Consider the following 13,874-nt stretch of genomic DNA (forward strand, 5'->3'; position numbering starts at 1 on the left):
GATCAGGCCACCAGCTTTGCGCGGCGCACCAGGGGGCGCGCAAACAGTTCGGCCAGATCGGCCGCTTGCTCGTAGCCCTGGATGGGCGTGAACACGAGCTCGATCGACCATTTCGTGGTCATGCCTTCCGCTTCCAGCGGATTGGCAAGCCCAAGCCCGCAGACCACGAGATCGGGTCGCGCCATGCGGCAGCGATCCAGTTGCAAATCGACGTCCTGCCCTTCCGACAGCACGACATCGTTGGGCAGCAACCTGAGTTCTTCCGCAAGATGCTCGCGGTGCAAATAGGGTGTCCCGACCTCAATCAGATGCATCGACAATTCGCGCGACAGGAACCGCGCCAGGGGAATTTCGAGTTGGGAATCCGGGAACAGGAAGATGCGGCGACCGCCGAGCTGATCGCGATAACGAACCAGCGCCCGCTCCGCCCTGGTGCGATGAGGTTGCGTTACGGTCTCGAACAGCGCGGGCGCGACACCGAAGGCATCGGCCGCCGCACGCAGCCAAGCCGTCGTACCCTCCACCCCCAGCGGGAACGGCGCGGCCAACCGGACAGCGCCGCGATCTTCCAGCGCGCGCGCCGTGTCAGCAAGGAAGGGTTGAGCCAGGAGAAATTTGGTGTTCGGTCCAATATCGGAAAGTGCCGCGGAGTTTCGCGGCGGCAGAAACTGCACTGCGCCGATGCCCAGCGCGTCGAACAAGCGGATGAACTGGTCCTCGACGACGTCGGCCAGCGAGCCCACGATCAGCAATTGCTCCTCGCTCGTCCTGGTTGGGGGGGCCGCGGGGACGAGCGAGGCGAGACAGGCATCCTCGCCTTGCGTGAATGTTGTCTCGATTCCACTGCCTGAGTAGTTGAGAATGCGGACCGCAGGCGAAAATTTCTGCGACAGTCGCAATGCGGCGCGCGACAGATCGAGCTTGATCACCTCGGACGGACAGGAGCCGACCAGAAACAACAGCCGGATGTCCGGCCGCCGTGCGATCAGCTGAGTCACGATCCGGTCCAATTCGTCATTGGCATCGGTGAGCCCTGCAAGATCCCTCTCTTCCATGATCGCTGTCGCAAATCGGGGCTCCGCGAATATCATCACGCCGGCCGCGGATTGAATCAGATGCGCGCAGGTGCGCGAGCCCACTACCAGGAAGAACGCATCCTGGATCTTCCGATGCAGCCAGACGATACCGGTCAGCCCACAGAACACCTCGCGCTGTCCATTCTCGCGGCGGACCGGCCTGGGCGCGCCTTCGGCTGTGACCTGACATCCGTGCGCATGCACATTCATGCCCGGCCCTCCGAAACGAAGGGAGCTGCAGATGATGCAGCGCGCTCGTCGCGACGCGCCGCACGTAGCTTCAATACGAACTGCGTGGCATTGACGAAGTATGACGCGTACGCCGCCAGCGCGAGCAGCATCTGCTCGCGCGGGCCGCCGATTCCGGCAAACAACGCGACGAGATAGCCGGTGTGCAGAGCCAGCGCGACGAAGCTGAAGACGTCTTCCCAGAAGAAGGCCGACGCAAACAGATAGCAGCCGAAGACTTCACGTTCCCAGATCGAACCGGTGATCATGATCGCGTAGAGCACGAGAGTCTTGACGACGATCGACGCCGTCGCGACGGCAAAGCCTTCGCCAACGAAGAGATAACGAACCACCAGCGCCAGGCTGATCAGGAAAACGGCAAACTGAATTGGCGCGAGGATGCCCTGTACCAGCGTCCACCTTGTTGCATCGCGGCGAAGGCGCTGCTCCGGCGTGTACAGCGCTTTAAGTGGTTGCGCCGGCGAGCTTGCTTGCGACCCCACATTGCCCATCTGCGAAATTCTGTTCGCAGGCGCAGCGACGGATTTGTCCGCCAGACTGTAAAGATTGTTTGACAGCCCATCTGCACGGTGATGCGATATCGGCCGGGGAAATCGAGTGAGTGCCGGCGAAGGGTCGCCGCATTCGGGAAACTGGCCGCTTTTCGCTACTCGAAAGTGCACCGCGCCACTCCCTATGTGCGGGCTTGATGGAAAGAAGGCTAAACCTCGCTTCAGGAACTGTCAACTAAACCATACGTAAATTCAACTTGACGGTTTTTGGACTCGGGGACTTAATGTTGGGGGGAGTGAGATATGACCGATGTGAACGAGCAATCCTTCTCAGCCGGTAGCGCCACCGACACCGCGTCGGCGCCTCGTCCCAAATCGTTACGGCAGCGAATTCCGACACCGATCTGGCGCTTTCGGCCGACGCTGCAACCGGTCGCCGTAGTCCGAACCATCAAGACGCAGATCATTCCCAAGATCGTGCTGGCGTTACGCAGCACACCGATCACAAGGCCCGCGGAGACCGCAGAGCCAACCACGCCGACCGAGGTGGAGGTGTTTGCCGCGCTGGCGCTTGGCGCCGATGACGGCGCGGCGTTCGCCTATGTCGTGGATCTCCGGGCCAAAGGCGCCTCGGTCGAATCGATCTTTCTCGATCTGCTGGCGCCCGCAGCGCGACAGCTCGGCAAGCAATGGGAATCGGACACGACGGATTTTGCCAGCGTGACGCTCGGCGTCGGGCGATTGCAGTTCATCATGCACCGCCTCGGCGACAGCTTCGTGCAGGAAGCCACCGACCGCCACGGCGGAGAATCGGCACTCCTGACGATCATTCCCGGTGATCAGCACAGTTTCGGACTATCCATGGTGGCCGAATTCTTCCGCCGCGCAGGTTGGAATCTCTGCACCGGTCCGTTTTCGTCGCATCAGGAGCTGACATCCCTGGTGCATAATCACTGGTTCGACATCGTCGGCTTCTCCGTCAGCAGCGATCGGCGGCTCGACGAGCTGAAGAGGGACATCCACGACATCAGGCGTGACTCGCGCAACCGGCAGGTCGGCATCATGCTTGGCGGGCCGATGATAATCGCGCAGCCCGACCTTGTGGCATCGATGGGAGCCGATATGATGTCGGCAGATGCGATCACTGCGCCGCAACAGGCGCATGGCCTGATCGAGCAGATGAAGGGGCGGACATGACCGCCCTCGGCGCACGGGGACGGCGCAGATTGACGCCAAGAAGCTACCCATCGAGTACAACTGCTGCCAGGGCGGCCGATCCCTCCCCGCCCGGCGTCGTGACTGCGCTTTATTTCCGCACCAAGGCGCTGCATGCAGAAGCCGAACGGACCGGCATCATTCGCAGTCTGCTGCGGGGTGAAGCGAGCCGGGCAGGCTATATCCTGTTGTTGCGCAATCTGCTTCCCGCCTACCGGGCGATGGAGCATGGCCTCGAACGTCACAGCTGTTCACCCGGCATCGCATTGCTCTCCCACTACCGGCTTGCACGCACGCTCGCCATCGAATCCGACCTTGCTGCTCTATGCGGCGAGCGATGGGTCGAGGACATTCCGCTGCTTGCCGCCGGAGAGATCTACGCCAAGCGGGTTGCGCATGTGGCCGATGGCGACAGCATGCGACTGATCGCACATGCCTATACCCGCTATCTCGGGGACCTCAGCGGCGGCCAGATCCTCCAGCGATTGCTGGCGCGCTCGCTGGAGCTTCGCCCTTCGGAGCTGAGCTTCTATGATTTTCCGCAATTTTCCGATCTGGATGTGCTGAAGGCCGACTACCGCAGGGCGCTCGACGAGGCCGGTGCACTTGCGCCCGATCTGCAGGCCGTGGTGGAGGAAGGCGCAATCGCGTTTTCCATGAATATCGACCTCTCCTGCGCCGTCGAAGCCGCGGTGCCGCATGGGTCGGGCACGATCGCGGCCGTGGAGTAGGTGGTCGGCCACGGCTGCTGTTTCAAGCGTTCGGCTTGCCGCCCCCGACGTCCGGGACGCATGCCAGATCAGATGCTCCAGCACTTCGGCAGTGCGCAGCGTCGAATTGCGGACGCTCTCGAGCATCTCGGCGATCCGGCCGGTTTCCACGCCATAGGTGATTTCAAGCGCCGCGAGCTGGGCGTTCTCGATCACCGACGACAGCAGGTTCTGGTAGACGAGGTCGGTCCGGGAATCGAGACGGACGCTGCTGATCCGATTGCTCTGAACGATGCCTTCCTGGAAACGGCTGCGCGCGATCTCGGCGGCCTTACGGTCGGTGATATCGGAGAAGATCAACACGAAGCCGAGCACGCGGTCCCGCGACGGATGCACAGGATCGGCCCTGATCATCAACGGCTTTTCCCGGTTACTCTCGCTGCGCAACAGCAGCTCGCCGCGCCACGCCCGATGATGACGGATAAGGTCGGCAACATCGCGAAGGAAACGGTCCGACTGTTGAAATGCCCCGGCCAGCTCATCCAGCCGATCAAACGCAGTGTGATCCTTCGGCAGCAATGTCTTGAAGGCCTCGTTCATCAGCAGGATCTTGCCGTCAATGTCGGCTATGATCACCGGCTGCTCGGACACGCGCACATGGCGGCTGAACTGCTCGAGTTGATCTTGGGCGATGAGCGTTCGCACCGCGCGGAATTGCAGCACGATATCTGCCACCGACTGGCCGATCAGGCGGGCGGCGGCGAGATCGGCCGGCGTCCAAGGGTCGGACGTTCCCTCGACCTGCTGATGCCACTGCGCGAACGACCGCCGCGGCGACAAATCCGTGGGGCTGTTGCCGATCACGAAAGGCTTCAACGGATCGCCGCCCCAGGTCACCGTGCGAATGCGCTCCGGCCGGAACCAGATCAGGTACTCGCCGGGATTGCTGGAGATCGGCGTCACCGCGATGCCGCTCGCAACCTTTGTAATCCCAGCGAACTGCGGAAGATCCAGCCCGAGCGATGCCGTCGCCACCACAGAACGATCGCGATGCGTGTCCAGCCACGCACCGATCTCCCTGATCTCTTGTGTTCCCGGAACCTCACCGGTCGAAATGATCTGACCTTCATAGATCAGAGCGCTTCCACTCGCCCCGAGCGGTTGCAGGATCGATTGCGAGCTGTCGAAGATCGCGCCTCGCCAGTCACCTTCTCGCGACATGGCCTCGATCATTCGCTGCTCGAGCTCGTTGCACGAATATCTCGGATTGGCTCTGCGCAAAGCTCTCGAGCCGCCGCGATACGCGTCGCGATCGCCTCGGCAAGCAGTTCGCAAACCGCCCGCAATTCGAAATGGATGAAGCGCGGCTCGTAATGATGACAGGCAACGAGGCCCCACAGCTTTCCGCCGACCACCAGCGAGATCACCAGAGTCGCGCCCACACCCATGTTCTTCAGGTACTGAAGGTGAATCGGGGACATGCTGCGCAGGAAGCAGAGCGACATGTCCAGATCCCGTCCGGTGATCGGCGACAGCCGGGGCTGCAGCGGGACTGGCTGATAGTTCACATCCACCAGCACGCGGACTCGTGTGCGCTCATAGAGTCGCCGCGCCATCTGCGGAATATCGGTCGCAGGGTAGCGATTGCCCAGATACGCCTCGAGCTCCGGCTTGCGGCGCTCCGAAAACACTTCGCCGTGGCCCTCGTCATCAAAACGGTAGACCATCACCCGGTCGTAGCCGGTACGGTCCTGAAACAAAGTTGCGGCTTCTTCGCACAAAGCGCGAATCGAGGACGCGGTGCGAGATCCTCTCGAGCCGCCTTGGCGATGTACCTGGTCAAATCGACCGATGGTCCGGCCCGCTCCAGCTCGATGACCAGCCCCCTTCCGGCGGACGATGCAGCAGCCCGTCATATTCGGCGCCAGGGCTTCCGATCCTGCAGCGCACCGCGATCGGCATTCCCTGAGCGGTCGGATCGAGGTGCGGGAGAATTCGGACCAGCAGATCGCCATCGAGATCGGCGAGGGCCATGCCATCGACTTGCTTCAGGTTGAGAAATTCCGCGGCATTGGCGCTGGCCTGAACGACACGGTGATCGGGCTCGCTGACGACCAACAGGGCGCCGTGGGGCTGGATCGAGCCCGCGAGATGAATCTCTTCCCGTTCGCAGTTCGAAAGATCGGCTTTTCCGAATGCTGGTGTAGCGAGCGAATGCAGCGCCAACTCAGTCCTCTGGGGTTTCCTCTGCGTCCGGCCCCTTGTCGTCGAGGCCGTAACGATTGAGCTTTGCATAAAGGCTCTGCCGGCTCAATCCCAGAAGTTCAGCCGTAGCCGTCCGGTTCCCACCCGCAAGCTCGAGCGCCTGCTTCACATAGTGCTGTTCGACGACGCCAACCGTATTCTTGACGAGCTGGCGCAGCGAGGATTTCCCGATCTGCTCGCTCATCGAGCCGAGCGCGGTGCGCAGAAAATCACTCTCGCTGCCCGACGGCAGGCGACGGGCCACATTGCGAAGCAGCACGCCGATATGACCCGGCCCGCCCTCCCCGGTCCCGGCCGATATCTCGACCTCAGTCTCGGTACCGAGCTCACCGCGAACCGACGTCGTAAACAGCCGCACGGTCTTGTGCCGCTGGATGTTCGAAAGGAGAGCGTTCAGATCCGCGCCCGGCTGCCAGAGCCACCGGCCAAGCGATTCCCCGATTGTGGACGCCTTCGAGCCGAGCTGCACCAGATCGAGGAAGGCCTGATTGGCATGGAGAATGATGCCGGCTTCATCGAGCGCCACGAACCCGTCTGGCAACTGCTCGACCAACTCCTCGATGGACGAATGCTCGGCCTTTCCCTTCGGGGCCGACAGGTCGGTCGCTGCGGTGAATTGCAGCAGAAAAACATGGCCGGGCTCCGCCGCCATCAGCGAACCCCGCAGCATCCAGGGCTTCGCTTCAGGGCCGAGATGCACGAGGATGCTCAGCGCCTTGCCGCGCTCGCGAATGCGCGCCAGCACTTCGCGAACCGCGTCGCGGTCTTCAGCGGCGATGTCATGCAGCAACTCTCGTCCCGCGATGTCCTCGTTGCGGCGACGCGGCGAATTCAGCGCCTCGATCGCGGTACGGTTGGCTTCCAGGATCCGCAGATTGGCGGCCGACACGATCAAGACGGCTTCGTTGGACGCGTCGAAGACCAGACGGTAGCGGGTCTCGATTTCGCGCAGCTTCCAGTAGTCGCGCTCCATCGTCTGCTGGGCCGCGATCAGGCGCGACTGCAATTCGGCGACCGCTTGCAAGTTCTTGCCGATCGCGAGCATCCCGGCACGGCCGCCCAGCAGCACCGTGGTGTATTCCATCGGAATTTCGAGACCGCTCGGAAAGCGCTGGTTGATCTGGCGGAATGCCGAAATGCCGGTGACGCGCGCGTCATCGACCATGCGCTTGACCTTCTCGCCGCCCATGTCGCCGGCGACTTCGACCCACGGGCGGCCGAGCCATCCGTCGACACTCTCGCCGCTCATTGATGGAGACAACGTCGCCTCGCGGATCACCCCTCCATGTCCAGCAAGAGGGTGATGTCGGGCTGTACGGTCGGTAATGCGGCCATTCTGTTATCTGCCGATCATTCTCTGAGGACGCGTGAAGCTGTCGAAACAACGGCAGTCGGACCGGTGCATGAGATGTGCCAACGCTGCCTGACACTTGGCACCCGAAACTCAGCCCCGCCCGATACGAATGCGCAAATTCCGACGCGAAGTCAAGAAACACCTTTGTTTTGAAGGTTTTAGTTGTCACATTTACATGACACCGGCCGTGGCCGCCCCGGCGAGAAAGCACGCTGCCAAGCGTTAAGCTGGCACAATTGCCCGGGAACTCGTTTGACGCCGCTCAAAAGGCCGTCAGGAACCGACAACATTAGTTGATATTTATATCTGTCAATATATCCTAACACTCAGATTCAGAAGCTAAACGACGTCAGGGAGAGCCACGTGCCGGTAAAATCTGCAGTTTTTGCTTGTGTTGCAGCAGCCATTGTCTTTTCGAGCAACGCTGCCCGGGCGCAGGACGCGGCCAAGGGTGAGCAGATTTTCAAGCAGTGCATGACCTGCCACCGCATTGGGCCGGATGCCAAGAACCTGGTCGGACCAGTCTTGACCGGCGTCATCGGCCGGCAATCGGGAACGGCGCCGGGCTTCGCGTATTCGGCGCTCAACAAGGCCGCCGGCGAGAACGGACTGGTCTGGTCCGACGATCTGATCTTTCAGTACCTGCCCGACCCGAACGCATTCCTGAAGAAATTCCTGACCGACAAGGGCAAGGCGGATCTGGCGACCGGCTCCACCAAGATGGCGTTCAAGCTCACCGACGAGCAACAACGCAAGGACGTCATCGCCTACATCAACAAATTCTCCGAGAAGAAATAGCGGACCGACACAGGACCCGCGCGGTGGCTAGTTGCGCCACCGCTGGGTGACGTCGGCCAGATGCGCGAGTCCGGCCGCAGCGAGGAAGAAGCTTGCCAACATCCAACCGCTGCCGGCGAGGGTTGCGCGTAGCGCGAGCAAGAGAAATAGACCGGCAAACAGGTTGGGCAACAGATCGCGTGGCGCGATGCCTCGCCGAGCACGCGACCAATAGATCAACAAGACCAGAGCCTCGAGCACGGCCACGACGAGAATGAAATCGACGAGGTGTCCACTCGCAAACAGGTCAGCCATGCCGGAAGATCACATGGACATCCGATCCTGGCAACCGTTTGTCACGTAAACGGTGCATTGAGTCGAACAACGGTCAGATTGAGAAATGCGGCGAACGACACCCACAGAAGATAAGGCACCAAGTAGAGGCTCGCGGGCCTTGCGAAGCGCCAGAACACGATGATCGGCAACAGGATCGAGAGCCACAGGACCACCACCTCGATCAGTGCCCAATCCGGACGTTTCAGCGCGAAGAACAACGTGCTCCACAGCACGTTGAGAAATCCGTTCAGGGCAAACAGCGCGATCACCCATTCCCCGCTGCGCACGGCTCGCGGCGTTGCGCCAAGCATGAACCGCCGAGGCCGTCGCCAGCGCAAAGATCAAAGTCCAGGCCGGACCGAACAGCCAGTCTGGCGGCTGCCAGGACGGCTTGACGAGGGCTCTGATACCAGACCCCGGTATCGGTCAACGTACCGCCGAGCACGCCAATGAAGATCGCAACCGAAGCCGCGACCAGCACGGGCTTCCAGAAACTGCCGCGCGTGGCCATTACGCCGATGCCAGCCCTGCCATGTGGGCAAGGTTCTTGAAGAAAATGCGCACATGGGCGACCGGCTTGGCGCGAACCAGTTCCTTGTTCATGTAAGCATCCCACGTCAGCTTCTGGACGTCGCGGTCGCGACAGATGCTGACGAAGCGTTCGCGGCGACGATCATTGGAATACCAGTACCACTGCATCACGCCGAGTATCCAGAACACGACGCCATGCAGCCGCATGGAAGCGCTTTCGCGCATTGCGCAGGGCCTTGGCGCTCCCGGTCTCCAGAAATTCATCGACAGCTTCCGCCGACAGGCGTCCGCCAATCATCGCGTAATAAATGCCCTCGCCCGACGCGGGAGCAACGACGCCCGCTGCATCGCCGGCGAGCAACACGCTGTGCCCATCGTCCCACCGCGGCAGCGGGCGCAGCGGAGATCGGCGCGCCTTCGCGGCGAGATCGTCTCAGACGTACCAAGCCCCGCAGCGTCGCGCAGCCCGACCACGGACTCCCTTAACGAAAATCCCTTGCGGGCGGAACCTGTGCCGACGCTGACGGTGTCGCCATGCGGGAAGACCCAGCCGTAGAAGTCGGGAGATACGCTGCCGCGATAATAGACGTCACAACGTGTACCGTCGAAGCTGGACGCAGCCGGCGGCGCGCGAACGATCTCATGATATGCAAACACATAAGGCAGCCGATCCGCACCGGGCAGACACTGCCGTGCCACGGCCGACAAAGCGCCGTCGGCGCCGATCAGCGCGCGGGCCAGAACCGTGCTTTCCATCACGGCCCCGTCGGCGGCGCGTTCCTCATAATGGACGACCGTCGCGCCGGATTCGTCGCGTTCGAAGCGTTTGAACAGGCCGGTCCGCCGCTCCGCGCCCGCCTCCGCAGCACGTGTCCGCAGCCACTCGTCGAACACGTCGCGGTCGACCATGCCGACGAAACCGCCGTCGATGGGCATGTCGACCTGCTGGTCCGACGGCGACACCATCCGGGCGGAGTTGACGTGCGCCACCAGCAGGTGATCTGGAATGTCGAAATCGCGGATCAACCGCGGCGGAATCGCACCGCCGCAAGGCTTGATGCGGCCGGCACGGTCAAGCAGCAACACGCTGCGCCCGAGCCTGGCGAGATCGTGTGCTGCGGTCGCTCCGGACGGCCCTCCGCCGACAACCACGACATCGAAAATCTCAGAACTGGTCATGACCGCGCTCCTTCTGCGATAGAGGCACCCGGCGCATCGAAAACGCGCTGCTGCACCGCGTCCTTTGCCGGAGCACGATGAACCCAAACGGCCATCACGGCGGCAACGACGAACAATCCTGCCTCGGATGCAAACACCACGGAATAAGACAATGGCGCCGACGTCAGGACATAGCGCGCGATGTCGCTGGCCAGGGTTCCCACGAACCCACCGATTCCGAACGCGAACGCTTGCGCTGCGCCCCACAGCCCCATGCGCACGCCTTCGCGTTGCTCGCCGCCCGCCCCAACGAGTGCCATCATCGAGCCGATCGCCGCCACCGCGTAGGCACCGTTCGTGACACCGAGCATGAATACGGTCTCACGCAAAGGCCAGGATGGCCCGACGACCGCCGCTGCCGCCAAACACAACAGCGCGATCGCCGAAGCGAGGCACCCACCGATGGTCCATATCTGAAGGTTGCCGCGAGATCGCGGATAAGTGGCGCCGATCAACGGCACCATTGCCATCCCAATCAGCGTGCCCGCATGCTGGACGCCTGAAAGCCTGGTCGTCTCGCCGGGCGTAAAGCCGAACACTGCGCCGGCGAACGGCTCGAGGATCAGATCCTGCGCGCTATAAGCGAGCATCGAGACAAAGACGAAGATCGCAGAATCGCCGTGATCTTGGTTCGGTCCAGACTTCCAGGAAGGCCTCGCGGAACGATGTTTGGCGCGCAGGCTGCTTCGAGACCGATTCGGGGCTGGCAACCGGCTCTCTTTCGACGCCCCACACGCCAATGAAGGTCAGAACCATGGCCGCTGCTGATACCGCTCCCGACACGATGATCAACCGCGTAGACGAAAACGGATCGAGTAAATGGCCGGCTACACCGGTGGTTATGATAAAGCCTGCAATCATCATCACCCAGACGATTGTCGCCGCCGCCGCGCGGCGATTGTCATCGGTACGCTTGGCGAGCAGCACCAGGAGCGACGTGCCGGCGGCACCGACCCCGACGCCGATCAGGCAGAAGGCGACCACCGCAAGCGCGATGCCGAACAGCGGATGCGTCGTCATCCAGGCCGTCGCCACAGCGGCCATCAGTCCGCCGGTAGCGAGCACCGCCATGCCGCCGACGATCCACGGCGTTCGGCGGGCCCCGATATCCGAGCCATGGCCCCAAGCCGGCCGGAACACTTGAAGAGCATAGTGAATGGCGACAAGCGCGCCCGGCAGCATCGCGGGCATCGCCAGTTCGACGACCATGACCCGGTTCAGCGTGGAGGTCGTCAAGACCACGATCGCACCGAGGCCGGTCTGAACCAGACCCAGCCTGATGATGCCCAACCATGAAAGCACAGGGTTGTTCATGATCAGCTCGCTTTCAGTGCCGCCAGCGCAAAGGCGCTGATGAGCATGCCGACGACATAGCAACTGATCCCGGTGCCGTTATACCAGGGCGCGCGTTCGCGCGGACTCTTCAGGAAATAGGCCATCAGGAACAACTGCGCGAGAACTAACGCAGCGACTGCCGCCGCGTAGATTGGTCGCTGCCATGCCAGCAACAGCGCCACGACCGCAACCTGCGGCACTGCCATCACCACACAGGCAAGGCGCGCGGCGTTGCCGACGCCGAGCACCACGGGCAGCGAGTCGATCCCCATCCGCTTGTCGCCCTCGACCGACTTGAAATCATTGAGCGTCATGATGCCGTGGGCACCGACACTGTAGAGCAGCGCGATCAAGACGATGCGCCAGTCTGGAGCGGATGCGCTCATCACAGCGGCCCCGGTGAACCAGGGCAGCCCCTCATAGCAAAGCCCGCATGCAGCGTTACCCCACCAGCCGTTCTGCTTGAGGCGGACAGGCGGTGCACTGTAAGCCCAGGCCAGCACGAGACCGACGATCGCGGCGACAAAGCCCCAAGTGCCGAGGGTGGTCGCAAGCAGCAATGACAACATCGTCCACACGATCGCAATATAGAGGCCCCAACGACCGGGAATGCGCCCCGACGGAATCGGCCGGTCGGGCTCGTTGATGGCATCGACATGCCGGTCGTACCAGTCGTTCACGGCTTGGCTGGTACCGCAGACCATCGGTCCGGCCAACAGCACACCCGCGACTATCATCGGCCAACGCTGGCCCGGCGAAACGCCCGATGACACGATCCCACACCCCAGAGCCCACATCGGCGGAAACCATGTGATCGGCTTCAGCAGTTCGAGAACGACCGAGGGCGTGGGATGACCGGCAACGGCACTAGTCATCTTCGGCTTCCCCTTCTCCAGTGTGCTCGGCAAGCCCAAAGCGCCGGAGCTTGACGTACAGGCTCTGACGGCTGAGGCCGAGCATTTCCGCAGCGGATGCGCGGTTGTCGCCGGTCAATTCAAGTGCAGCCTCAATCGAGAGCTTTTCGATGACGTCTGTCGCCTCGCGCACGAGATCGCGCAGCGGAACCCGACCGATTTGCTCGGTGAGCTGGGCGACCGAGCGCGGGAGCTCGCGGGCCGACGACGGCGATGCCGAAAGACGCTTCTCGACGTTGCGAATTGCGAAGCCGAAACTCTGCTTGCGATCGTCGTCGACCAGAGATGCCGCCGAGACCTCGACATCCGTCGTCGCGCCATGTTCGCCTCGCAGCGAGGTCGCGAACAGCTTGATCGAACCGGTCTGGCGGAGACTGGCGAACGCCACCGCGAAGTCGACACCGGCACGGCCGAGCCAGCGGTCCAGCGCTTCGCCGCGCGACTGCTCAGCGCTGCCAAGTTGCGCCATCTCCACGAATGCCGGGTTGACCCTGACGATACGGCCGTCATGCTCTGTGATGACCAATGCGTCGGGCGCGGCGTCGAAATACCCCAGCAGGCTCGAGGTCGCCTTCAGCGCACCGGCCTGCGGCGGTGCCTGCTGCGACGACAGGCGGACCAGAAACAGGGTCGCGTTCTCTTGCCGGAACTGGGATACGGCGACAAAGCAATCCCTGCCCCCCTTCGCAAGCCGGCCACGGACGTTGCCGTCACGACCGGTGGCTCGAACATTGGACAGCAGGGTTTGAATCGAGCTCGAGGTCTGCTGTCTCGAAATGCGAGGAGAGATTAGATTTCAGAACCTGCGGGGCGCTCTCGTCGAGCAGCGCCAGCGCGGCCGCATTGATCTCGAGGATCGCATTGCTGGAAGCATCAACGATCATGACCGCTTCCGACGATACCTGGAACAGCAGGCGGTAGCGCGTTTCGGCGTGGCGCAGCCGGATGTAGTCGCGCTCCATCGATTGCTGGGCGTTGACGAGCCGCTGTTGCATTGCTGCAAGCGGACGTAGATCGCGGCCGACCACGACAAAACGGTCGTCGCGTCCGATGTTGACGGCCGAATACAGCACTGGAATGTCCGCTCCTCCGGGCGAGGGATGGTTGACCTGGCGCCAGACCGATAATTTCCGGCTCATCGCGTCCTGGAGCAATTCTCCGGCTTTCGCGCTGGTCTCGGAGGTGACGATTTCGGCGAGCCTCGAACCGAGCCAGCGGCCATGGGCGTCGAGCTCGAGCGAGAGATCCTCCTTGTTGAAGGCGACATCTCGAACGACACCCTCGCCGTCGACGATGACGGCGACGTCGCTGGCCGCTGCGATCAGGTTCGCGGCCGGCAATGCGCCGAGATTCCCCAGCGACTCCTTCGGAGATTTGAACACCTGAACCAGGGCAAATATCCT

General features: G+C 62.4%; 11 protein-coding genes and 5 pseudogenes. 3 read left to right on the plus strand and 13 right to left on the minus strand.

Annotation, left to right across the window (positions count from 1 at the left end; genetic code table 11):
• Positions 1-2 precede the first annotated feature (2 nt).
• Together ACQ86E_RS05455 and bchF are read right to left on the minus strand one after the other, a co-directional pair.
• Positions 3-1,286 carry a ferredoxin:protochlorophyllide reductase (ATP-dependent) subunit N gene (locus tag ACQ86E_RS05455; RefSeq protein WP_431204538.1) on the minus strand — a complete coding sequence of 428 codons (1,284 nt, stop codon included), beginning with the start codon at positions 1,284-1,286 and terminating at the stop codon, positions 3-5.
• Positions 1,283-1,816: a 2-vinyl bacteriochlorophyllide hydratase gene (gene bchF / locus ACQ86E_RS05460; protein ID WP_431204539.1), complete on the minus strand. Its 534-nt coding sequence runs from the start codon at positions 1,814-1,816 to the stop codon at positions 1,283-1,285. Before bchF ends, ACQ86E_RS05455 begins: the two co-directional genes overlap by 4 nt.
• A gap of 303 nt (positions 1,817-2,119) precedes the next feature.
• Between bchF and ACQ86E_RS05465 the strand changes: the two genes are divergently transcribed.
• Both ACQ86E_RS05465 and ACQ86E_RS05470 read left to right on the plus strand, forming a co-directional pair.
• Entirely contained in the window at positions 2,120-3,013 is an 894-nt protein-coding gene (locus ACQ86E_RS05465) for a cobalamin B12-binding domain-containing protein (RefSeq protein ID WP_431204540.1), read from the plus strand.
• Positions 3,010-3,762, plus strand: a complete 753-nt coding sequence (locus ACQ86E_RS05470) for a heme oxygenase (biliverdin-producing) (protein ID WP_431204541.1) — start codon at positions 3,010-3,012, stop codon at positions 3,760-3,762. Before ACQ86E_RS05465 ends, ACQ86E_RS05470 begins: the two co-directional genes overlap by 4 nt.
• A gap of 369 nt (positions 3,763-4,131) precedes the next feature.
• On the opposite strand, the pseudogene ACQ86E_RS05475 reads toward ACQ86E_RS05470, so the two are convergent.
• From ACQ86E_RS05475 to ppsR (ACQ86E_RS05490), 4 genes and pseudogenes are all read right to left on the minus strand, one after another.
• Positions 4,132-4,974, minus strand: a pseudogene (locus tag ACQ86E_RS05475) (histidine kinase); the annotation flags it as partial.
• Entirely contained in the window at positions 4,971-5,522 is a 552-nt protein-coding gene (locus tag ACQ86E_RS05480; RefSeq protein WP_431204542.1) for a GAF domain-containing protein, read from the minus strand. The gene ACQ86E_RS05480 and the pseudogene ACQ86E_RS05475, both read right to left, overlap by 4 nt.
• Before the next feature lie 58 nt (positions 5,523-5,580).
• Positions 5,581-5,967, minus strand: a complete 387-nt coding sequence (locus tag ACQ86E_RS05485) for a hypothetical protein (protein WP_431204543.1) — start codon at positions 5,965-5,967, stop codon at positions 5,581-5,583.
• 1 nt (position 5,968) lies between these two features.
• Positions 5,969-7,341, minus strand: a pseudogene (ppsR, locus tag ACQ86E_RS05490) (transcriptional regulator PpsR).
• A gap of 382 nt (positions 7,342-7,723) precedes the next feature.
• On the opposite strand from ppsR (ACQ86E_RS05490), the gene ACQ86E_RS05495 reads away from it, so the two are divergent.
• Positions 7,724-8,158, plus strand: coding sequence for a c-type cytochrome (locus ACQ86E_RS05495; RefSeq protein ID WP_431204544.1), 435 nt, complete (start codon positions 7,724-7,726; stop codon positions 8,156-8,158).
• Positions 8,159-8,185: 27 nt separating this feature from the next.
• On the opposite strand, the gene ACQ86E_RS05500 is transcribed toward ACQ86E_RS05495, so the two are convergent.
• The 7 genes and pseudogenes from ACQ86E_RS05500 to ACQ86E_RS05530 all read right to left on the minus strand — a co-directional run bounded on the left by ACQ86E_RS05500 (position 8,186) and on the right by ACQ86E_RS05530 (position 13,811).
• Positions 8,186-8,452 (minus strand): hypothetical protein, encoded by a 267-nt coding sequence (locus ACQ86E_RS05500; RefSeq protein WP_431204545.1) that lies wholly within the window; start codon positions 8,450-8,452, stop codon positions 8,186-8,188.
• Positions 8,453-8,493: 41 nt separating this feature from the next.
• A pseudogene (locus ACQ86E_RS05505) lies at positions 8,494-8,984 on the minus strand (TspO/MBR family protein).
• Positions 8,984-10,183 (minus strand): annotated as a pseudogene (locus ACQ86E_RS05510) (geranylgeranyl diphosphate reductase). Before ACQ86E_RS05510 ends, ACQ86E_RS05505 begins: the two co-directional pseudogenes overlap by 1 nt.
• Positions 10,180-11,536, minus strand: a pseudogene (locus tag ACQ86E_RS05515) (BCD family MFS transporter). The pseudogenes ACQ86E_RS05510 and ACQ86E_RS05515 overlap by 4 nt, the downstream one beginning before the upstream one ends.
• A 2-nt stretch (positions 11,537-11,538) precedes the next feature.
• Positions 11,539-12,432, minus strand: coding sequence for a chlorophyll synthase ChlG (gene chlG, locus ACQ86E_RS05520; RefSeq protein WP_431204546.1), 894 nt, complete (start codon positions 12,430-12,432; stop codon positions 11,539-11,541).
• Positions 12,425-13,261: a transcriptional regulator PpsR gene (ppsR, locus tag ACQ86E_RS05525; protein ID WP_431206407.1), complete on the minus strand. Its 837-nt coding sequence runs from the start codon at positions 13,259-13,261 to the stop codon at positions 12,425-12,427. The genes chlG and ppsR (ACQ86E_RS05525) overlap by 8 nt, the downstream gene beginning before the upstream one ends.
• The gene (locus ACQ86E_RS05530) at positions 13,182-13,811 is read right to left on the minus strand and encodes a PAS domain-containing protein (RefSeq protein ID WP_431204547.1); all 630 of its coding nucleotides are present in this window, start codon (positions 13,809-13,811) and stop codon (positions 13,182-13,184) included. Before ACQ86E_RS05530 ends, ppsR (ACQ86E_RS05525) begins: the two co-directional genes overlap by 80 nt.
• Positions 13,812-13,874: the final 63 nt, after the last annotated feature.

The organism is Bradyrhizobium betae, from assembly GCF_050632175.1.
GTDB lineage: Bacteria > Pseudomonadota > Alphaproteobacteria > Rhizobiales > Xanthobacteraceae > Bradyrhizobium > Bradyrhizobium betae_B.